At 43.2% G+C, this 23,051-nt stretch carries 17 protein-coding genes; 12 read left to right on the top strand and 5 right to left on the bottom strand.

The genetic code is table 11. The features are described from left to right. Positions 1–191 precede the first annotated feature (191 nt). The 4 genes from ABF638_RS28380 to ABF638_RS28365 all read right to left on the bottom strand — a co-directional run bounded on the left by ABF638_RS28380 (position 192) and on the right by ABF638_RS28365 (position 3,246). A complete protein-coding gene (locus ABF638_RS28380; protein ID WP_435026232.1) occupies positions 192–671 on the bottom strand; it encodes a hypothetical protein in 480 nt (159 codons plus the stop codon). A 189-nt stretch (positions 672–860) separates the two neighbouring features. Continuing rightward, positions 861–1,625, bottom strand: a complete 765-nt coding sequence (locus tag ABF638_RS28375; RefSeq protein ID WP_435026231.1) for an energy-coupling factor ABC transporter ATP-binding protein — start codon at positions 1,623–1,625, stop codon at positions 861–863. A 51-nt stretch (positions 1,626–1,676) separates the two neighbouring features. Then, on the bottom strand, positions 1,677–2,330 hold the full coding sequence (locus ABF638_RS28370) for an energy-coupling factor transporter transmembrane component T family protein (protein WP_435026230.1): 654 nt from the start codon (positions 2,328–2,330) through the stop codon (positions 1,677–1,679). Continuing rightward, on the bottom strand, positions 2,323–3,246 hold the full coding sequence (locus ABF638_RS28365; protein WP_435026229.1) for an energy-coupling factor ABC transporter permease: 924 nt from the start codon (positions 3,244–3,246) through the stop codon (positions 2,323–2,325). Before ABF638_RS28365 ends, ABF638_RS28370 begins: the two co-directional genes overlap by 8 nt. Positions 3,247–4,188: 942 nt before the next feature. Here ABF638_RS28365 and ABF638_RS28360 point away from each other — a divergent pair. From ABF638_RS28360 to ABF638_RS28305, 12 genes are all read left to right on the top strand, one after another. After that, complete coding sequence (locus tag ABF638_RS28360; protein WP_435026228.1) at positions 4,189–5,433, top strand: glycosyltransferase; 1,245 nt, start codon at positions 4,189–4,191, stop codon at positions 5,431–5,433. A gap of 102 nt (positions 5,434–5,535) precedes the next feature. Further along, positions 5,536–7,410, top strand: a complete 1,875-nt coding sequence (locus ABF638_RS28355; protein ID WP_435026227.1) for a glycosyltransferase family 39 protein — start codon at positions 5,536–5,538, stop codon at positions 7,408–7,410. A gap of 507 nt (positions 7,411–7,917) precedes the next feature. Beyond that, on the top strand, positions 7,918–10,446 hold the full coding sequence (locus ABF638_RS28350) for a sugar phosphate nucleotidyltransferase (protein WP_435026226.1): 2,529 nt from the start codon (positions 7,918–7,920) through the stop codon (positions 10,444–10,446). 659 nt (positions 10,447–11,105) lie between these two features. After that, positions 11,106–12,911 (top strand): hypothetical protein, encoded by a 1,806-nt coding sequence (locus ABF638_RS28345; protein WP_435026225.1) that lies wholly within the window; start codon positions 11,106–11,108, stop codon positions 12,909–12,911. Continuing rightward, positions 12,818–14,965, top strand: coding sequence for a calcium-binding protein (locus tag ABF638_RS28340; protein WP_435026224.1), 2,148 nt, complete (start codon positions 12,818–12,820; stop codon positions 14,963–14,965). The genes ABF638_RS28345 and ABF638_RS28340 overlap by 94 nt, the downstream gene beginning before the upstream one ends. A gap of 990 nt (positions 14,966–15,955) precedes the next feature. After that, positions 15,956–16,978, top strand: coding sequence for a chlorophyll a/b binding light-harvesting protein (locus tag ABF638_RS28335; RefSeq protein ID WP_435026233.1), 1,023 nt, complete (start codon positions 15,956–15,958; stop codon positions 16,976–16,978). 2 nt (positions 16,979–16,980) lie between these two features. Beyond that, positions 16,981–18,414: a chlorophyll a/b binding light-harvesting protein gene (locus ABF638_RS28330; RefSeq protein ID WP_435026223.1), complete on the top strand. Its 1,434-nt coding sequence runs from the start codon at positions 16,981–16,983 to the stop codon at positions 18,412–18,414. Between the two features lie 108 nt (positions 18,415–18,522). Beyond that, positions 18,523–19,035: a flavodoxin FldA gene (gene fldA / locus ABF638_RS28325; RefSeq protein WP_435026222.1), complete on the top strand. Its 513-nt coding sequence runs from the start codon at positions 18,523–18,525 to the stop codon at positions 19,033–19,035. 91 nt (positions 19,036–19,126) lie between these two features. Next, a complete protein-coding gene (locus ABF638_RS28320) occupies positions 19,127–19,885 on the top strand; it encodes an alpha/beta fold hydrolase (protein ID WP_435026221.1) in 759 nt (252 codons plus the stop codon). Between the two features lie 390 nt (positions 19,886–20,275). Continuing rightward, positions 20,276–21,310 (top strand): chlorophyll a/b binding light-harvesting protein, encoded by a 1,035-nt coding sequence (locus ABF638_RS28315; RefSeq protein ID WP_435026220.1) that lies wholly within the window; start codon positions 20,276–20,278, stop codon positions 21,308–21,310. A 91-nt stretch (positions 21,311–21,401) separates the two neighbouring features. After that, complete coding sequence (locus ABF638_RS28310) at positions 21,402–22,373, top strand: chlorophyll a/b binding light-harvesting protein (RefSeq protein ID WP_435026219.1); 972 nt, start codon at positions 21,402–21,404, stop codon at positions 22,371–22,373. A 141-nt stretch (positions 22,374–22,514) separates the two neighbouring features. Next, positions 22,515–22,790 (top strand): hypothetical protein, encoded by a 276-nt coding sequence (locus ABF638_RS28305; protein WP_435026218.1) that lies wholly within the window; start codon positions 22,515–22,517, stop codon positions 22,788–22,790. A gap of 10 nt (positions 22,791–22,800) precedes the next feature. Here the strand turns inward: ABF638_RS28305 and ABF638_RS28300 are convergent, their stop codons facing one another. Next, complete coding sequence (locus tag ABF638_RS28300) at positions 22,801–22,959, bottom strand: hypothetical protein (protein WP_435026217.1); 159 nt, start codon at positions 22,957–22,959, stop codon at positions 22,801–22,803. Positions 22,960–23,051: the final 92 nt, after the last annotated feature.

Below are 23,051 nucleotides of genomic sequence, written 5' to 3'. Positions count from 1 at the left end.
AGAAGGCTTCTTAGTTGTACTGAGTTTTTTCAGAAATCAAATATGAGTCCTATAGTAGGGGCATGGCAATGCCTGTTGGTGTCAACTTAAGGTAAAAGCCTGACCAGTATCATTATTAAATTGAAATGGTATGAGCCTCCACTTGAAGAGACCCCAAGTGGAGCAATGGCTCCTCCATACCCCAAGTTAGATTATTCTGGTTCGCTACAATACTTATTCATCTGATTGACTAACGTATCTGACTGCTTACCAACAGTTGTAGCTGCTGTTGTCAGTGTTGAATCAATTTCGGCTCTAGCCTTTTGAATTTTTTCTCTACCAGATGCCGAGGCTTGTGCTGTCTTGGTCGCACCCAGGGCCCTACCAGCTTTAGCGATCGCTTGACTGAGATTTTGAAAAATCTTGACAAAACCACTTTGAAATTCTTTCAGCTTGGGATCTGTTAAATTCAGTTCCCTAATGGATTTAGTCACAAATTCTAAATCTTTAGATAGCTGTATGCTAGTTATGACTTGCGTTCCTTTATTTTGATCAATCAGAGAAGTGCCGGCATTTACAACTCGAATCAGTCGCTGGCATTGAGAGACTGTATCTTCACTGCAACTAGTAATTAACAAAGCGATGCTCAAACTAACAGGAGCAAGAACAGTATATTTATGTAAAACAGACATTAACACCCCAACAGCAATAAGGCCGAGAATATAGTATCCAATATTACTAATAAATAAGGTATTTGGGCATGGGGTATTGGGCATGGGGAAGAGACAAGGAAAAGGAGGGAGGTAAGGGAAAGATTTATTCAATAATTCACCCTTGTCCCCCTTGTCCCCAGTCCCCAATCCCCAACCCCCAATCCAAAATCACCAATCTATCGGCAAACCCAACTGGTCTAAAGTAGTACCATCTTGCAAAAGTGGCTGAATATCACTGTCTATTTGAATGCGACCACCAGCCAGCACTAAAGCGCGTTGAGTAACTCTGCCTAACCAATGTAGGTCATGGGAGGCAATTAATATCACCTGCACGGGTAACTTTAACAACACTTGGGCCAAATGACGCCGCCATGCTGGATCAAGACCGCTGGTTGGCTCATCCAAAATTAGAATTGTCGGTTCTAGGGCTAAAATTGAGGCTAGGGCGGCTAGGCGTCTTTGTCCACCAGAGAGTTCGTGGGCGGAACGATTGGCGTAGGCTTCTAGACCAAAATCAGCTAATAATTGTTGGGCGCGATCGCTTGCCTCTGCTGGTGACACACCATAGTTACGTGGCCCAAAGGTAACATCTTCTAAGATGGTGGGCATAAATAATTGGTCGTTGGCATCTTGGAAGCTAAAGCCGATTTGACGACGCACTTGGGGTAAAGTTTGCGGTTCTACAGGGATGCCATTAATTATAATTTTCCCAGATTGCGGTTGTTTTAAGCCGATCAGGTTCTCTAGCAAGGTACTTTTTCCAGAACCTGTTGCTCCCATCAACGCGACGCGATCGCCTTTATTCAAGGTAAAAGATATTTCTTGTAATACCGGCTCCTGGCGAGAATATGCATACACCAGGTTCTCAACCTCGACTACGGCTGTGTGGGGGTTACTGGTTGATGTTTGGGGATTAGAAGTTAATGATTTCAAAATTTACAAACTCAATATTACTGCGTAAAGAGGTTGGGAGTGGGGAGTGGGTTAAATTTTGTAAGAAGTTAGGGTAACAACAGCAGCGATCGCCCAAGCTACTAATAGGGCAAAACGTTCTTTTGGTCTGAGGGTAGAATCTATGGGCAATTGTCCGTTGTAACCACGAGCTACCATTGCCGCGTAGACTCGCTCTGCTCTATCTAGACTACGGAGATACAAGGCTCCAATCATGGCAGCACTGGCATAGCGTAGCCATCCTGTTGTTCCAGTCAAACCGCGTAATTGGGCGCTGCGCCGCATCCGCGTTACTTCTGAGAGCAAAATTTCCATGTACTGCCCAGCTAACAACAAGTTTTCCTTTAAAGGTGCTGGTACTGGTAAGGTTTTGAGGGCAATGCCAAAACTGTGGGGTGGTAAGGTTAGCAAAAAACTATTCATGGTAACCAGACAAACCAGCGAACGAACCAGCAAAAAAGTGGCTCGTTCCCATCCCTGGGGCAATGCCAGCAATGACAAAAAAATCAATTCTGTGCCGAGTAATCCTCCCAACTGGCGAATTGGTACGCGCAAGAAGCAAGCCCATAAAATTGCGATCGCGCCATATACACTTAGTCCATACCAGGCAGAATGCTTTAATAAAGCGGCCCCCACCACAATCACTAAAGACAGTTGCAAGCGTAGCGGTAAGGAAAGTTTAAGCATTCTTCGGTTTCACTACCTTGGCAATTGCAAAGGCAACAGCAAAGCAAACCGCAGCTCCCACCAGTCCGGCGATACTAGTGCCAATTGCCCCTAAACCCTCAATCCCATAGTCAGCTAAGGGGGTCGGCACAATTATCCGTACTTTCTCGGCTAAGTCGATAAAGCCCGTATTTTCGGCAACTTTCTCCAAACCATCGGGCCACGCTGAGGCAAAGAGTGAGAGTACTCCTGCAATTAAGAAAATAGTGACAATAGGCACTGACCATCCGCGAAACTCCTGCTGTTCCCCTGGTAATAAATCTGGTCGAGCGGTGGCCAGATAAGTCAGCACACCCCCGGTAATCAGCCCTTCGCCAATACCGATCAAAATATGCACACCAGTCATGGCTGGTAAAATTATGGCTACGGGTGCAGTCCCTGAGAGGGCTAACTCAATAGCACAAGCTATAGCAGCTACCACTACACTTACACCCGCTGCTATACCAGCAGCCAAAGGTAAGCGCCCTTTAGATCCGCCAAACAACCGTTGCAAGGTTTCGGTTAAAACCCAGCCTACCCAAACACCAATCACTCCCATATTCAAAATATTTGCTCCCAAGGCAGTAATACCACCATCAGCAAATAACACAGCTTGAATAATTAAAACTGTGGCAATACACAACGTTCCTGCCCAAGGACTGCCCAAAACGATCGCAGCTAAGGTTCCCCCCAACAAGTGACCACTAGTACCTCCTGCTACCGGAAAATTGATCATCTGGGCGGCAAAAATGAAGGCGGTGGTTAGTCCCAATATGGGCGCACGACGAATACCAAAAGCTTCTTGCGATCGCCCAAAGGCAATAAACAGTGCTGCCACACTCGCTAAACTAGTAGCCCCTGCCACTGGAACAGAAACAAATCCATCAGGAATATGCATGATCTACCCTGTATTCTTAAGATGTTCACGTACTCAAAACAAGCAATAAAACTACGCCATTGACGCCTTCAATTTAATAACAAACAAAATTTTTCTCTTTTTTGCAATGCCCTATTGGGGGATTTTATAGTGTTACTTTTGACATATTTACAATCCGATATCTACTCAATAGTATACTTATTTATTAAGCAGTTAAGTTTTGTTAAGTTTATTTTTTATATCACTAAACCTTGACTGTTCATTGGTTAAACAGGATTTTGCTGCACACCCCATCTCTTGCGATGACCTGAACTTGCTTTTATGGTGGGCGGCAAAACTTTGTCTTTCATCGGAATAATTCCAACCACGTAAATAGTAGGTGTGGTTTATCTTGCACTCATGACTCTCACTTTGTGATTTGATTTTTGTCTGTATTGTGATATTTGGTTAATTCAATACTGATTCCATCAACAAGTAAATTTTTACGGTTATAACAAGCTCATATAGTCGGCATTGGCGCTTTATTTCTATCTTTTGATAACTGCGATCAAAAAAATATCTCCTGACGAAATTCCTTATTGATAAAATTATTAATAATGATGTAGAAGTATATTACCAAATCTTAGGATACTTCATACTCATTCAATATTACCCCTAGTAGTACTAAAAATCATAAAAATACGCTAGTTCAACTGTATATTTGCTGACTTAGTTGACTTGATGGTACAGTATACTTTTGTAAAAATGCATATAATAGCATAATAAGTGGTTAAATGTAAAATTTAGATGAATTTTGAAAAAATACTGTGAATCGAAGTACGGTAATTACTAAACTTTCAGAACAGCTAACTGTAGCAAAAGTATTTCTCAAGTTTTGAGTAACTAGATTCAGTAAATAAAGTCAGCAGATGTTTGGCTCTATTTTCTACGGACTTTAAATATCCTCGTTCTGCAATTTGGAATATGAAGACAAACTCATCCAACTCACTTTTAACAGTACCAACTGGCCCATTAAAGATTTCAGAGTTGCCTCCTAGCCGTGTGGGTACAAGTAGTGAATCTATTCATCTTTCTTTAGTAATTCCTACTTATAAAGAGCGTGACAACATCAAAAATGTAGTCAGGATATTGAGCCAGTTACTGGATGAATCTATTCCAGGAAACTATGAACTGATAGTCGTAGATGATGATAGTCCAGACCGAACTTGGGAAATAGCGGAATCCTTGACGACAGAATACCCTCAGTTGCGGGTGATGCGACGCCAACAGGAACGGGGACTGTCCTCAGCGGTGATTCGTGGGTGGCAAGTAGGTACGGGGAGTGTGTTGGGGGTGATTGATGGAGATTTGCAGCATCCACCAGAGGTGCTGATGGAATTGTTGCGGAGTGTTGAGCAGGGAGCAGATTTGGCAGTAGCCAGCCGTCATGTCGAAGGAGGTGGTGTCAGTAGCTGGAGTGTTATTAGGCGTTTATTGTCTCGTGGCGCTCAGTTGTTAGGCTTGGTAATCTTACCGGGAGTACTGGGAAGAGTTTCCGACCCCATGAGTGGTTATTTTATGGTGCGCCGGAGTGCGATCGCCAATGCAACACTCAATCCAGTCGGATACAAAATTCTCCTAGAAGTAATCGGCCGGGGAAACGTAGGCGAAGTTGCCGAAGTTGGCTATGTGTTCTGCGAACGCAAAGAGGGTGAGAGTAAGGTTACATGGAAGCAATATATAGATTACATCCATCACCTAGTGCGGTTGCGGCTTTCCACAGGACGAGTAGGACGATTGAGTAGAAAAGTCAATTTTCCCTTTGGTCGATTTCTCCGCTTTGGGTTAGTTGGCTTTAGTGGTGTATTTGTCGATATGGGAGTGCTTTACTTGCTCAGTGATCCGACTACCTTGGCTTGGCAACTGACACGCAGTAAAATTATTGCTGGTGAAATTGCGATTTTAAATAATTTCTTGTGGAATGATGCTTGGACATTTGCCGATGTCAGCGCCAGACAGCAAGAATGGCATCAACGCCTGAAGCGGTTTTTGAAATTCAACGCCATTTGCCTTGGTGGACTTGTATTGAATGTACTGATATTAAACCTGGTATTCAATTTTCTTATTCCTAACCGTTATATTGCCAACTTTATTGCGATCGCAATTGCTACTATTTGGAATTTCTGGATTAACTTGAAACTTAGCTGGCGTGTCACTGATGTTAAATAATCACAATCAGGGATTTGAAATTGTGATTTTTGTTCTTATAGTTTAGAACGAACTTAAATCTGAAGTGTCAAACCTACAAATCCATTCGTGTGAGATCGGGCAATGAGAGTTTTTTTCCAAGGTGCATTTTATTTTTACAAAAAAATTATCTCGTTGCTACCTATACCTGCCAGCCATTTGCTGTCTCTGACAGACACAACCTCTGGCTCACAACACAAGCATTGGTATAATTGGCAGACTCGCCTCCCTTCTTTCTGGCTTCATCCCTTACTGAACTTGATGTGGTTGATCATCGGTATCAGCCTGCGCCTAGCCAACTTGACTGCAAAGCCTCCTTGGACTGATGAGTTTTCCACTTTGGTGTTTAGCTTGGGGAATACTTTTTTAGCAGTACCTCTAGATCAAGCGATCGCACCTGATATCCTATTGCAACCACTACAACTAAACCCAGCGGCTAGTATTGGTGATGTGGTTCATAACTTAGCTACACAAGATAGTCATCCACCGCTGTATTTTGTGTTGGCTCACCTGTGGATGAAATTATTTCCCAGCGACGGAGGATTAGTATCACTGTTTGCGGCGCGATTGCTACCAGCTATCATCGGCGCTGCCTCAATTCCATGTTTTTACGTATTAGGTAGAGTAGCCTTTCGTTCGCCATTAGTGGGACACTTGACTGCTGCCATGATCGCAGTATCACCTTATGGCATATTTGTAGCACAAGAAGCACGTCATTACACTTTGGCAATCTTATGGGTAACTGCTTCCCTCACCTGCTTAGTAATTGCCACACGTCATATTCAAAACCGCACACCTTTACCGATATGGGTAGCACTTTTCTGGGTAGGAGTTAATGCTTTAGGTATTGCTACTCATTATTTCTTCACCCTCACTCTCTGCACAGAAGTCGTAGTTTTGATTTTTCTTGCTTGGCTTCAATTGCAGAGTAGCAGCAAATTTTCTCTCCTCTTCTCTCCTCCCTGGCGGCGCATCTATGGCGTTGCTACAGGTACTTTGGTGGCGGGTTTAATTTGGATACCAATCTTGTTAGAGAATAGAAACCGTGATAATTTGACCGATTGGATTCGAGGTTCGCGCGTTGGACTAGATTGGTTAAGCCCAATCTTTCAAGCTTTAGGAACATGGATGGCAATGATTTGCCTGTTACCAGTTGAATCTTCACAGCTATTGGTTGTGATTCCTTCTGGACTGGTGACGCTGATTTTCTTTATTTGGGCAGTACCAATTGTGCTGCGGGGGATCAAGATTCAACTACAGCAACCAGAAAGCCGGATTATGATTCAGGTGCTTGCTGGAGTCGTGATCAGTGCGATCGCTTTATTCTTTATCTTTACCTACTTTTTGGGAATCGATCTGACCAGAGGTGCTAGATATAACTTTGTTTACTTTCCCGCGATCGTTGTTTTATTAGGTGCAAGTCTCGCAGTTTGTTGGCATCCTCCCAAGGAATTGATGGGGAGAGAATACGCAAAAAATGGGATAAAAAGCATAGGTAAATGGGGAATAAACGGAAAAAAAGCCGTGATGTTAATTTGGTTAACGGGATTTGTCAGTGCAGTGACAGTATTTTGTAATCTTGGCTATCAAAAATATTATCGCCCTGACCTTTTTGTGCAACTAATCCAACAAGTATCGCCAGTGCCAGTACTGATTGCCACCACCCACAAAACTTACATTCACACTGGGGAAATGATGGGGGTAGCGAGGGAAATTAAACTTGCCAATTCACCCCAAAATTTTTTGTTTCTCCTTGCCCATCAAGACCAAGATCCGAATCTTTCCACCATTGCTCTAGAAAATACTTTAAAGAAGTTACCACAACCTTTTGACTTGTGGCTGGTAAACTTTCACGCCCCTGTAGCAGAAGCCGTCAAAACATGCGTGATATCTGATACTAAGTCTTTACCAAGCGTAGATGGCTACGAATATCAACTCTATCATTGTCAACAGAGTTAATAAGCTAGGGAACTGCGACACGTACAAGTACTGAATGGCACTAAGAAAAGATACAGCCCTTGTTCTGACTGCAACAAGCCTCTAGGCTGGGAATCCATTCTGGAAGGGCTGCCGCCTCCGGTAGCTTGAATTGAGGCAGAGCCTCTTTTAAATATATTCCCAGCCTGGAGGCTGGGAACGAGACGACACCACAAGCTTTTGGGCTTTTATTAGTGCCATTCGTACAAGTACCCCATAACCCAATACGGTTCGGATAAGCACTCTTCACTTGCTTTATGTTCTAGGAAAAGGTTAAGGGGTAAAGGATGTATTTAAAACCTTTCCCCTTTCCCCTTTACCCTTTACCCGAACCGTATTGCCCCATAACCAATCCCTAATGCCCCAATCCAGATGCATCTTATGGAAGTTCCTCAAATATCGATATCCATAGGAGACTAGAGAAAGAAGAACAAAATATATCTCATGGATTTTGAAGCAGCGAAGGCTGTAACTAGTTAAGGAGGATTTATGCGTGCAGTACTGATGGCAGGCGGTTCGGGGACGCGGCTTCGCCCGTTAACTTGCGATCTCCCCAAACCGATGGTGCCGATTCTAAATCGACCAATTGCCGAACATATTATCAATCTCCTCAAACGACATCAAATTACAGAAGTTATTGCGACATTGCATTATTTACCTGATGTCTTGCGAGATTATTTTCAAGATGGCAGCGATTTTGGCGTGCAGATGACTTATGCCGTTGAAGAAGATCAGCCTTTGGGTACAGCAGGTTGTGTGAAAAACATTGCTGAACTCCTTGATGAAACCTTTTTAGTCATTAGCGGCGATAGCATAACAGATTTTGACCTCACCGCAGCGATCGCATTTCACAAACAAAATAAGTCAAAAGCGACTTTGATTTTAACCAGGGTTCCTAACCCGATTGAGTTTGGGGTGGTAATCACCGATGAGGAAGCACGGATTCGGCGATTTTTAGAAAAACCCTCTAGTAGTGAAATTTTTTCTGATACCGTCAACACTGGTACTTACATTCTCGAACCAGAAGTTTTGGAATATCTGCCAGCAAACATTGAATGTGACTTTTCCAAAGACTTATTCCCCTTACTACTAGCAAAAGATGAGCCAATGTATGGTTACATCGCTCAAGGTTACTGGTGTGATGTTGGTCACTTAGACGCCTATCGTGAGGCTCAGTATGACGCCTTAGATCGGAAAGTGCAACTAGATTGTGCTTACAAAGAAGTTTCCCATGAGTTATGGGTGGGTCAAAATACTTATATCGACCAGACGGCTGTGATTGAAACCCCAGCAGTGATTGGTGACAACTGCCGCATCGGAGCAAGAGTACACATTGAGGCCGGAACCGTAATTGGCGATAATGTCACCATTGGCGCTGATGCGAATCTGAAACGTCCGATAGTGTGGAATGGGGCATTTATTGGTGATGAAGCACATCTTTCCGCCTGTGTGATTTCCCGTGGCGCTCGTGTAGACCGCCGCGCCCATGTATTAGAAGCTGCTGTTGTGGGTTCGCTTTCCACGGTGGGAGAAGAAGCCCAAATTAGCCCCGGTGTACGTGTTTGGCCCAGTAAAAAGATTGAGTCTGGGGCAGTTTTAAACATTAACTTGATTTGGGGGAACACCGCCCAACGGAATTTATTCGGTCAACGTGGTGTCCAAGGATTAGCTAATATCGACATCACCCCAGAATTCGCCGTGAAATTGGGATCTGCTTACGGTTCAACCTTGAAACCTGGTTCTAAGGTAACGGTTTCCCGTGATCAGCGTAATGTCTCTCGGATGGTGACGCGATCGCTGATTGCTGGTTTGATGTCAGTAGGTATTGATATTCAAAACCTCGATGCTACAGCTATCCCCATCGCCCGCACAGTTATACCCACAATGTCGGTAGCTGGTGGTATCCATGTGCGGGTACACCCCGATCGCCCGGACTACATTTTGATTGAATTCATGGATGCTAAGGGTATTAATATCACCAAAGCCCTGGAAAAGAAAATTGAAGGTGCTTACTTTAAGGAGGATATGCGGCGGGCGCTAATTCATGAAATTGGCGATGTATCTTATCCTAGCCAAGTCATGGAGCGCTACTGCACTGCTTTTGAGAAACTGTTGCATGTTCATACACTCCGCAACAGCCGCGCAAAAGTGGTGATTGACTATGTTTATGCGGTATCGGGGGCAGTTTTACCCCAAATGTTGGATAAATTTGGCGCTGATGCAGTGGTATTGAATGCCAGTGTCAATAAAACGGCGATGTCAATCACTGACCGCGAAGGATTGCTGACTCAGTTAGGTCATGTAGTGGAGGCATTAAAAGCTAACTTTGGTGTGCAAGTATCCGCTAATGGTGAACAGCTAATTTTAGTTGATGAATCAGGCTACCCAATTCGTGGCGAAACTTTAACAGCACTGATGGTAGACATGATTCTGACGGCTAACCCCAGAGGAACAGTAGTTGTACCAGTTCATGCTTCCAGTGCTATTGAACAAGTCGCCCGTCGTCATGATGGTAGAGTGATTCGCACCAAAGCCAACCCTACAGCTTTAATGGAAGCTTGTCAGAAAAACCCGAATGTGGTATTGGGAGGTAGTGGAGAGACTGGTTTTATTTTCCCGCAACTGCATCCGGGATTTGATTCCATGTTTTGCATTGCGAAGATAATTGAGATGTTAACTATACAGGAGCGATCGCTTGCGGCGGCGCGATCGGAATTACCCCGTGTAATTCACAAAACTTATACAGTCCGTTGTCCGTGGACTGCTAAGGGTGCTTTGATGCGTTATTTGGTGGAAACTCACCCAGCCCAAAACCTAGAACTCATTGATGGAGTGAAAATTTGTCAACCCTATGATGATAGTTGGCTGTTAGTTTTACCAGATGCCAGCGAACCACTGGTGCATTTGTATGCAAATAGCAACGATCGCGAATGGGTTGATGAAACTGTGAGAAACTACCGCACCCGTGTTCAGTCATTTGTGGAAAGACAACAAGAATATCAACCCGCTGAAGTGTAATTAGTCAGTTGTCCAAGTTGCTAGTTATCAAATACACCTCTAATTAAACGTGAGTTTAATAGATTTAATTTGACCCCTCTCCAAACCTCTCCCTGAAGCCGGGAGAGGTTTAAAAATCTGATTTTTTCGTTACTCTTCCCTTTTCTGGTAGGAAAGGTTCGTCGAACTGACGTTAATTAAGTACTAAACTTTAAATTTTTATATTTTATTGGTATCGAAGATTGTAATTTTTGTATTATACTGATACGATTCAAAGGCACTAACTAGCCTTACTTTTTAGATATAACCTAAAAACTAACACTAAATTATCCCCTAGCTCCTTTTCCACCTCTCCCTAACTTTTCTTACAAGGAGAGGGAAACGGAAAAACCGTTGTGAGCTTGAAGAGTCAAAATTCAAAACCTCTCGCCTTTAGGCGAGAGGTTTTCAAGATTACGTGAGTAAGGCTAACTAGCAATTCACATTAATTTGTAATTCGTAATTAAAGAGTTTAATTACGAATTATAGAGTGCCTTTTTGAGGCTGTACATTATCCAAATAGAAAACCATAAATCAATTTTGGATTTTGAATTTGTTTGACAGTTTAAGCTAGTAGATTGTCATAAAAGATACGAGTTTGCAACCTAAATTTGCCCAACTTACCTACAACTACACCTTCCATGCCAGCAACAACCTACAAATACGTCTCACCCGGAATCATTGATGTAAGCGATGCTAACGGCAAAACTACTAGACTTGAATTCACAAGCACAGGGCAAATAAACAACATTAAAGACCCCTTAAACCGAGTTACCAGTTTTACTTACGACACTAAGGACAACCTAGCTCAAATTACAGCTCCAGGGAACACACTTTACAAATACTCCTACGACGCCCAAGGACGCTTACTCAGTCAAACTGATCCATTAAATCAAACAGTCAGCTTTACCTACGGTGTCAACTCCGATTCTCCCACCAGCGTCACAGACCAACGGGGAAAAAAACTTCAATATAGCTACAATACCTACGGTGAATTAAGTAGCATTACTTATGCAGATAGCAAGTCAGAAACCTTTAGTTATGACCTATCAGGCAACCTCACCCAAGCCAAAGAACGCAGCGGCGATATTTTTAAATATACTTACGATGCACAGGGACGAGTTACCCGCAAAACTTTTGATGACAACACTTATGAGCAATACACTTACGACACCAAAGGCAACTTAACTTCAGTTCGAGATGTTCAGGGCGGAATTTCGACGTTAGTATATGATGTCAACAATCGCCTCACAAAAATTACATACCCTAATAGTCGCTTTCTGGAGTTGACCTACGACGCTGAAGGTCGGCGAACTCAAATGAAAGACCAAAGCGGGTTTACGACGAACTATAGCTATGACTCAGATGGTCGTCTGGCAAAATTAACCAATGCCGCAGGTGCGACGATTATTTCCTACACTTATGATGCTGTAGGTCGTCTGTCGCGGGAAACTAACGGCAATGGCACTTACACAACCTACAGTTACGACGATGCAGGACAAGTAACGAATATCACAAACTATACCCCCACGAATACTATTAACTCTTCGTTCCAGTACAGCTATGACAATTTAGGGCGGCAAACAGGGGCAGTAACGCGAGATGGTACTTGGGCATATACCTACGACACCACAGGACAGTTGACCCGTGGGCGATTTACTTCCACAAATGCCAGTATTGCCAATCAGGATTTACAGTATGTGTACGATGCTGCGGGTAATCGTATTCGCACAATTCTTAATGGAGTCACAACCAATTATGCGGCGAATAATTTAAATCAATACACCACTGTTGGCAGTGCGATTTATACCTATGATGCTGATGGGAATTTAACTAAAGTTGTTGATGGAAGTAATACCTGGACTTATACATATAACGATGAGAACAAACTGATTGGGGGAACGACACCAACAGGAACGTTTAGTTATGAATATGATGCCTTTGGAAATCGGAAGGCGGCGGTTTTCAACGGTCAGAGAACGGAGTATTTAGTTAACCCATTTGGGTTCAGTGATGTTGTTGGTGAGTATAACGGTGGTTCTGCAACCAATTATGTTCATGGGATTGGTTTAGTAGGTCGCTTTGCTGGGACTAATGCAGCTTATTATGATTCAGATTTTGTTGGTTCAACAGTTGGGTTGACGAATGCGACGGGTAGTTATGTTAACCGTTATGTCTACCGTCCCTTTGGAGAAAATTTGCTCACGACAGAGGGAGTTGCTAATCCTTTTGAGTATGTTGGGCAATGGGGGGTGATGGATGAGGCGAATGGGCTGGATTTCATGCGGGCTAGGTTTTATTCGCCTTCAATGGGGCGTTTTAAAAACAATTCCACAGCCAGTTTATTTCCCAAGTGGAAGCACTGCTTTACCGTTGGGCTGGTGTTGAAAACATTGCCACAAATAGCCGAGGCTCAAATGTTAATGGTCGCAAGCTCGCTTTCTTAGAGAAATTTGTTGGTGAAGACTTCGTTCAGGTTAGCTGGGGGGCAAATCCTGGGCCACAAGCAGGAAATATTATTACAGGAGTTTGGAATGACCTTTTTGGCGAACTTGTAGGGCGTTTGCTTGTTCAAGGGCAAATGCGTAATTTATTCCCCAACTCTACTTTTAACCACAATAGCGACACACTAGAAACTAGCACCAGCCTCGATACAATTTTGAATGGACTGGCAACCAACGCACCCACTAGCACTAATGAAGCGATTTTATACTGGAATTTTGCAGTTGCCGCTTTAGATGCCTTCGAGGATCGATTTAATCTCTCCCCAGAAGATTTTGACGCTCGCATCAGCCAAGTTTTAGCAAATGCTGGATTTTCAGGATTCCTCAACACCCTCCGCCAAGCTGATTTTCTACAAGCATTCGCTAATGTCATTTTTGGTACATCAGGCAACGACACACTCAATGGTGGCATAGGTAACGACCAAATTAACGCTGCTGCTGGCAATGATTTAATTTCAGGTGGAGCCGGAAATGATATTTTGGATGGCGCTCTTGGTAATGACACCATAAACGGTGGTGATGGCAATGATACTATCAAAGCTGGACTTGGTACAGACAGAGTAGATGGAGGCAACGGTCAAGATACCCTAGACCTTGATTTATCTGGTCAAACTGCAAATTTAAACATCACCAACCCGCTTAACGGTGGTAGCTTACCAAATATTTCCTCTGCAACAAACTTTGAATTTCTCAAACTCACAACAGGTAGCGGTAACGATACCATCACCCAAGCCACCATCATCAATGGAAACGTTTTCCGCAGCGATGATGTGTTTAATGGTGGCGCAGGAAATGATGTTATTAATCCAGGGTTGGGCGTTAACGATCAGGTAAACGGAGGGTCTGGTGTTGACACCCTCATTCTCAACTACTCCATTAATGATGTTGGCAATAAAATGCAGTTTACCGTTGCGGATAGTGACGCTAACGGGTTTTCCGGCAGTGCTGGACGAACTGCTACCACTGGTGGCTGGCTTGATTCAATTAGTTTCACTGGGATTGATCGCTTTAACATCACAGGTACCCGCAATGCAGACACTATTGATATTAGTGGTACTAATAGCACGGTTAATGCTGGCGATGGTAATGATACCGTCACCTTCAGAACTATAGGTTTTACAGCAGATGGTGGTGCAGGTACAGACAAGCTGGTGCTAAATCTTTCATTTCAAACTACAGGTGTTAATATCACTTTTACCCCATCTGGGATTACAACACCTGGCGTAACAACAACTATTAGCAATTTTGAGTCCATTTCACTTAGCAATACTGGTAGCGGCAATGATGTTGTTAACCTCAGCGCCACAGTTGGAGATGGTAGTTCCTTGAATTACGGCAGCAATGTCAGCTTAGGTGCAGGAAACGACTCGATTATCGGTGGTAGCGGAAGAGATGCCTTTTTCGGCGAAGCAGGTAATGACACCCTTGAGGGTGGTGCAGACAGAGACCGTTTGGAAGGTGGCGATGGCAATGACATCCTGCGGGGTGGTGCGGGAGATGATAATGATAGTAGCTTGACCGCTAATGGCAGAGGTGGATTATTTGGAGGTGCGGGTAACGACACCCTTGATGGTGGTGATGGTAATGACTACCTCGTTGGCGGTGTAGGCAATGATATCCTAACTGGGGGAGGTGGCGCGGACAAATTCGCCTACGATACTAGTAGGATATTTACATCTGCTGATATTGGGAGCGATCGCATTACCGATTTCCTTATTGGCACTGATAAAATTGTCCTTGACAAAACCACCTTTACCGCCATCACCAGTGCTTCTGGTAGTGCCTTAACCAGCAGTGAGTTTGCCATTATCAATGCCGTGACAAATAGTGAAATAGTCGCCGGAAGTAGCAGCGCCAAAATTGTTTTCAACCAAGCCAATGGCGAGCTATTTTACAATCAAAATGGTACGACAACAGGCTTGGGTACGGGCAGCCTATTTGCTACTTTATCTGGTGTCAGTTCTCTGTCGGCAACTGATTTTGTTGTGCAAGCTTAAAAAAGTCTCATAAAAAAACAGAGTTCTTGATCCTCCAATTTTAGATTACAGGATCAGGAACTCTGCCTAACTCTCTTCTGTCATTCTGGGGAAAGAAAAATAAATATAGGTTGGGTTGAACGGAGTAAAATCGAACAAAACCAAAGTTTTTGGGTGTTGGTTTTTTTTCCTCAACCCAACTTGAGCCTCATCGAGGACATTCTGGTAAACTTATCTCAGCGTAATTGCAATCAAAATAAATTAAAGCTTCCCTACTAGAGTCAAATGATCTAGTTGTGGAGTATGCGCTACTGTCTGGACTTGCTTCATATAGCCAAATTTTTAAATAGTAACTGCTATTATCATCGCTAGACCATAATTCATAACGGTAATCACCTCCTGAACCCTGACTATTTAAGTAGTCAGCTAGTGCTATATTTGATGCAAACACAAAGCTAAATACAGTCAAAACAGGAATTACAGCTACTTTTAGTATTTGGATTAATTTCATAAATGCACAAAAACTTACTTCCTCTAGCTTCCTTTACCGAAGTGATTTTTGAAACCAGTAATCATCAGGAACATTTTGTGAGGATATCGTAAGGCACTTAGTTTGAGTCGATGGAGGGTAAGTTAGAAACCCTTTTTGTTCGGACATTCATCTCACCGCTTCTGTTCGAGTCGGTGGGAGGTTTCTGCCTAATTAAGCAACAAGTATTCTTGCGGCCTCATCTAGTTTTTATTTTGTAATCCGTATATCAACCTAAAACCGTCTTCAGGTTATTTCTCGCCTCGCTAAAAGAGATAACTTTCATCTTGTTGCGTGAACTTGTACTGCTTTAGCGGTTTCTTCAATTTGCGTACTTCACAAAACTTTATTATTTATAGATGAAAATAATTATCAATAAGTCTGGTAGGATATCTTCAGACTTATTGAGATAGATCCTCATTAAGCTAATTGTATATTTCAGCGATTTGAAAACTTTCTCAGGAGGTAGCGCCATGACAAGGATGGCTGTTCAAACACCGGAGTCGATTCCCTGGTGGGCAGGGAACGCTCGGTTAACCAACCTCTCAGGGCGACTTTTGGGCGCTCACGTTGCTCATGCAGGGTTAATTGTTCTCTGGGCTGGTGCAACAACCCTATTTGAACTTGCCCACTTTAACAGAGCGCAACCAATGTACGAACAAGGGTTGATTCTATTGCCTCATCTCGCAACTCTCGGCTGGGGTGTTGGAAGTGGTGGACAGATAGTAGATACCTATCCTTACTTCGTCATTGGAGTATTGCACCTAATTAGCTCCGCCTTCTTGGGACTTGGTGGCATCTTTCATGCCCTACGTGGCCCCGCCATCTTAGAAGAGAGATTTTCCTTCTTTGGCTATCGCTGGGAAGATGCTAATAAAATGACTACTATTCTGGGTATTCACCTAGTATTGCTGGGTCTGGGAGCAGGCTTACTAGTTGCCAAAGCTATGTTTTTTGGCGGCTTGTATGATTCTACGGTGGGTGAGGTGCGCGTAGTTTCTAGCCCCACCTGGAACTCCGCCGCAATTTTTGGCTACTTGTTTGGTGGCGGTGGCAAACACTGGATTGCTGGAGTTAATAACCTAGAAGACTTGGTTGGTGGTCACATTTGGGTCAGCATTCTCTGTATTGCAGGCGGTATCTGGCACATTACGACTCAACCTTTCGGCTGGGCAAAGCAGCTTTTTATCTGGTCAGGAGAAGCATACCTTTCTTACAGTTTGGGTGCTTTAGCTCTCATGGGTTTGATTGCTGCCTATTTTGTCTCGGTTAATACTCTCGCTTACCCACCGGAATTTTATGGGCCAGCCCTGAGTATTGGGTTTGACCGCTTTCCCTACTTCCAGAGTGGAAACTTACTATCTTCTCGCGTTTGGCTAGCGAATGCTCACTTCTGGCTAGGTTTCTTCTTTCTTCAAGGGCATCTCTGGCACGCTTTACGCGCTGCTGGATTTGACTTCGCAAAGGGTAGAGTCATCCATTCAACTCGTGGGGAGGCAATCTAAGAATGGCAACTGCAACGATAACAACCCAGGAATCGGACTGGTGGGCTGGTAATGCCCGGTTTATTAACCTGTCGGGTAGGCTTTTAGGCGCTCATGTTGCCCATGCTGGGTTGATTGTGCTTTGGGCTGGGGCAATGACTCTGTTTGAAATTACCAAATACAACCCCTCTCAACCAATGTATGAACAGGGGTTAATTTTACTGCCTCATCTAGCAACCTTGGGATTTGGTGTTGGTGACGGTGGCGAAATTATTGATACTTATCCTTATTTTGTCATTGGTGTTTTACATCTGATTAGTTCGGCTGTACTGGGTGCTGGCGGAATTTACCACGCCCTTTTAGGCCCGGAAGTCTTAAGTGAAAACCCCTCTTTTCCTGGCTTCTTTGGCTACGACTGGAAAGATGAAGACAAGATGACCACTATCATCGGCATTCATCTGCTGTTATTGGGATTCGGGGCGTGGTTATTGGTAGCGAAGGCGCTGTTTTGGGGTGGTCTTTATGATCCGGCAGTGGCATCTGTACGAGTAATTACTGAACCAACTATTAACCCTGGTCGCATCTTTGGCTATCTCTTTGGTGCTTTTGGTAAACAGGGGATGGCAGCAGTGAATAATCTAGAAGATGTCATTGGTGGACATATTTGGGTAGGAATACTCAGTATTGTCGGGGGATTTTGGCACATTCTCACCAAGCCTTTTACTTGGGCGAAAAAGGTACTGTTTTGGTCTGGTGAGGCTTACCTATCCTATAGTCTGGGCGCTCTGGCTTACATGGGTTTGTTGGCAGCTTATTTTGTAACGGTAAATGATACCGTTTATCCCACAGTTTTCTATGGCCCGTTGGGATTGAGTACTACTGCATCGGGAGCAATTACGGTTCGCACTTGGCTAGCAACTAGTCATTTTGCTCTGGCGGTTGTATTTTTAACTGGTCATATCTGGCACGCCTTGAGGGTGCGTGTCATAGCGGCTGGACTTGATTTTCAGCAGGGAGTTGTTAATCCTGCCGGAATGCCGGAAATCGGAAATCTTTATACGCCAGTCAATGCTTCGGATATCACGCTGAAGTTTTTGGCAAATCTTCCTATTTACCGTCAAGGCTTGTCTCCTTTTTCACGAGGGCTGGAAATTGGCATGGCTCACGGCTACTTCTTGATTGGCCCATTTGTCAAGCTAGGCCCGTTGCGGGATACGGAATTGGCGAATCAAGCAGGGTTACTGGCCACAATCGGTTTGCTGTTAATTTTATCGATTTGTTTGTGGCTGTATGGCAGCGTATCGTTCCAAGGACGCAAACCTGCCCAAGGGGAGCTACCGGAAAACATGAAAACAGCTAAGTCTTGGAGTGAATTCAATGCTGGGTGGACGGTAGGTAGCTGTGGAGGAGCTTTGTTTGCCTTCTTGGTGTTAACCAATAGCAGTTTGTTTTTCTGAGTTGCACGAACTAGGCAAATAAGTATCCTTGCGTCAATTATTGCGATCGCCTCTGGCGGGTGTTTTGCACCATCGCAGAATCACACATCATATATATCAGGTGGAAATATGTCGAAGAAAATTGGTCTGTTTTACGGTACTCAAACTGGCAACACTGAATCTGATGCTGAAAAAATTCGGGATGAGTTTGGTGGTGATCTTGTAACATTACATCCCATTTACGAGGCGGATACTAGCACTTTTGATGAGTATGACTTGCTGATTATTGGCTCCCCTACTTGGGATATTGGTCAACTTCAGAGCGATTGGGAAAGCTTTTTGCCTGATCTGGATGAAATAGATTTTAGTGGTAAGTTGGTTGCCTATTTTGGCGATGGAGATCAGTATGGCTATGCCGATAATTTCCAGGATGCAATGGGAATTTTGGAAGAAAAGATTTCCCAGCGGGGTGGTAAAACTGTTGGCTATTGGCCAACTGAGGGATATGACTTTGAGAATTCTAGAGCTTTGAAAAATGGCAAGTTTGTCGGATTGGCACTTGATGAAGGTAGTCAATCTGATTTAACAGATGAGCGAATTAAAACTTGGGTTGCTCAGTTGAAGACAGAATTTGGTTTGTAGAAAGCCTTGGGTGCGGGAGATCCCCGACTTCTTATAGAAGTCGGGGATCTGACAACTAGTGAAATTGATAATTTAGTAGTTATAGGTATTTATGTCTGATTCATTTGATGTTCTGTGGTTAAGTGCCAGTCCTGCTTTACAGCGTTTTGATAAACCATTACTTGATTATTTATCTGGGTATATAAGCGTCGCCCAGTGGGAATACCAGCAAACCAAAGATGAAGCCAGTTGCATAGATCAAGCTGTGGAGTTGCTGTATGATTTTTTAGAATGGCGCGATCGCCCCGTCCATTTAGTCGGACATGGCATGGGTGGTGCGATCGCCTTAATCTTTGCTCGTCGATTTCCCCAAAAAGTGCGATCGCTAACTCTGCTGGCTGTAGCTGCTCAACCTGCAAACAATTGGCACGCTCACTATTACTTTCAACGACAACTTTTTAGCATCAGCCGTGAGCTAGTCTTAGCAAGCAACGTTCGCAGTCTATTTGGGAATCAACCGCCTCATACCGCTAAGAAGTTAGTCGCTGCCTTAGATAAAGATTTAGAACAATCTCCCTCACCACACTCTTTATTTAAGTTAGTCTATTTACCCAAAGGTGGAGTTTCTATGCCAATGATGGTATGTGGTAGCAAGAGTGATCCGGTAGTCAATCCACCTGCATTGCATGACTGGTTGAATTGGTTCAAGCCAGAAGATAAGCTCTGGGAATGCCCACAAGGATATCATTTTTTTCACTACTTCTATCCTCAACAGGTTGGCGAACAGATTTTGAGTTTCTGGCAACACCACCATCCCCATTTACTGGAATCATCTGCACTATCTTTTAGCACTTCTACAAGTTATTTATGAAGGCAGAAAGCAGAATAATCCACGCTTAAAAAGTAATATTTCCTTAGTAGTTCGAGCGGTGATAGTTAGTATTATCGCTCCGCTTGCGTTGCCCATTTTTCCTCCAGTTTTAATGATTACATTTTGTAAAGAGATGATCTAAATAGGAATTACTTTCAATAGACTAAATTTGTAATCTCAATAATTGGTAACTAGCTCTCAATAAGCAGAGCGGATGGCAAGAAGTGACATCTGAGGACAATCGGTAAGTCCTGCGGTGAATTGGAATAATCTTTCTTTCCTTGGATAAAAGCTTCGCGTCTCCTGTGGTAGCACTAAAACGACATTTAACTGCTGAAACAAGAACCAAATAATTGAGTATTATTAGCAACAACTACTAATTGCTTAACAATGCAGACATACGGTAATCCCAACCTCAAATTTGATTGGTGGACAGGTAACGCCCGCTTCGCCAATCTCTCTGGCTTATTTATCGGCGCTCATGTGGCACAAGCAGCGCTGACAACGCTCTGGGCTGGGGCGTTTACATGGTTTGAAATCTCTCGCTACAATCCCGAAATACCTATGGGCGAACAGGGGTTGATTTTGCTTCCCCACTTAGCCACCTTGGGTTTTGGCGTGGGCGCAGGTGGTCAGGTAGTCGATACTTACCCTTATTTCGTTATCGGCGCTTTACACTTAATCTCTTCTGCTGTGCTTGGTGCAGGCGCACTTTTCCACACCTTCAAAGCTCCAAAAAACTTAAAAGACGCCACTGGTCGCGCTCGGAAATTTCACTTTACATGGGACGACCCGAAAAAACTTGGTTTTATCTTAGGACATCACCTGATTTTCTTGGGAATAGGTGCTTTACTCTTGGTAGGAAAAGCCATGTTTTGGGGAGGACTGTACGACTCAACAATTCACGATGTGCGAGTTATCACTGACCCCACCCTCAACCCCTTGGTCATTTATGGCTATCAAACCCACTTTGCCACTGTTAACAACTTAGAAGATTTAGTCGGCGGTCATATCTATGTAGGCTTGTTACTCATTGGCGGCGGTATTTGGCACATCCTCATAGAGCCTTTACCTTGGGCGAAAAAGCTTTTAATCTTCTCTGGTGAAGCCATCCTTTCCTACTCATTGGGCGGTATTGCTTTAGCGGGATTTGTTGCAGCTTACTTTTGTGCGGTGAATACTTTAGCTTATCCCGTGGAATTTTATGGCTCTACTTTGGAAGTAAAACTCGGAGTTAGCCCTTATTTTGCCGACAGCATTAAGTTAGCTAACGGTGGTTACACTTCCAGAGCATGGTTAGCAAATGCTCATTTCTTCTTGGCTTTCTTCTTCTTGCAAGGTCATCTGTGGCACGCTTTGCGAGCAATTGGCGTTGACTTTAGCCGAATTGAAAGGGCAATAAATGCCATCGGTAGCGAATCGTAAAACAATTTTAGATTTTAGATTTTGGATTTTAGATTGTCATAATTTAAAATCCAAAATTCAAAATTCAAAATGCTCATAAGGGTATTTAATTATGACAATTACAACTGATAGAACCTTAGCAGCAGACACAAATTTATCGTGGTTAGTGGGTAATGCTCGTTTAATTGATTTATCTGGTCAATTATTAGGCGCTCACATTGCTCATGCAGGCTTAATTATGTTTTGGGTAGGAGCAATCACAATATCTGAAGTTACACGTTTTGTTCCTAGCATACCAATGTATGAACAGGGATTGACTTTGTTACCCCATTTAGCAACTTTGGGCTGGGGTGTAGGTGCTGGAGGTGAAGTAGTCGATACCTATCCCTATTTTGTAATTGGCATTTTGCACTTAGTTGCTTCTGCTGTATTGGGTGCAGGTGGACTTTTTCATGTTTTTCGTGCTCCGGCAATTTTATATAATGCCGGTGGACAGGCGGCAAGATTTCACTATGAATGGAATGACCCCAAGCAATTGGGTTTAATTTTAGGTCATCACTTAATTATTCTGGGTTTGGGAGCATTTTTGTTAGTGCTAAAGGCAATGTTTTTTGGCGGAATTTATGACACTAACTTCGGAAATATTCGCCTAATTAGCAATCCTAATTTAAACCCAGAAATAATTTTTGGCTACTTAGTTGGTCTTAAAGATGGTAACTGGACTCCTTTAGGGATGGCAAGTATTGATAATTTAGAAGATGTCATTGGTGGTCACATTTGGATTGGCTTCATTCTAATTGCTGGTGGCATTTGGCATATTCTTGTACAACCTTTTAGCTGGATAAGACGAATTTTGCCAATTGATAATGGTGAAGAAATTCTTTCTTATAGCTTGCTAGGTTTAGCTTTAATGGCTTGGATTTCTACGGCGTTTGTGGGATACAACACGACGGTTTATCCGAGAGAGTTTTACGGTTCAGAACGTCTAGGATTGGCAGATATTCAGTTCTTTCTTGGTGTGGTAGCCTTCTTAGGTTATGTTTGGCACTCTTGGCGATCGTCGCATCGAATAAAGACGCGATGAATCGCGTCTCTACAAATGGTCTTTTCAAATTGGTATTACCTTAATTAAGTTTCGCTCAACACTAGCTAAATAAAGTCTTATGCCTGCGGTGAAAAGCAGTAGACTGCGGGCATTTTTTTGGAATTTTTATGAGGATCACTCATGTTAAGTATGATTTTGTGTGCTTTTTGCACTTGGACAATAATGATTCTATTTATTGGTAGTGTCTGGTTAACTTTAAAAAAAGGAATAATTCATTTAAAAACGCTGCATGAAATTCCTTGCTCTGGTTGTGAATATTTCACCAACGACTACCGCCTCAAATGTACTGTCCACCCAACAAAGGCTTGTTCTGAGCAAGCGATCGCTTGTATTGATTTTGAGCCGAAAACTTCTTCCTGTAATGCTTGCCAGAAGGGACGGCAAAAGCTTTGTTAAGTTTATTTGATTAATCGCTAGAGTTTAAAACAAAACAAAGCTCTCCAGCTTTCACAGCTTGATACAAATCTGCATCAGTTTTGCGTATGACGTAGGTAGGTGCATTTGCAGGAAGACTACCACCAAATTGATATTGATAATCTTGGGGAACAGGCAAATTTATAGTCATACTTTATATGGCTAATAGTTTAAATTATACCTATAAATCGTGTTGAGGTACTTCAAAGTTGTGTTGAGGTACTTCAAAGTTGTGTTGAGGTA

This window comes from Nostoc sp. CALU 1950, assembly GCF_051172895.1.
Taxonomy (GTDB): domain Bacteria; phylum Cyanobacteriota; class Cyanobacteriia; order Cyanobacteriales; family Nostocaceae; genus Nostoc; species Nostoc edaphicum_A.
The sequence above is the reverse complement of the archived record's forward strand: the minus strand, read 5'-3'. Positions and strand labels throughout refer to the sequence as shown.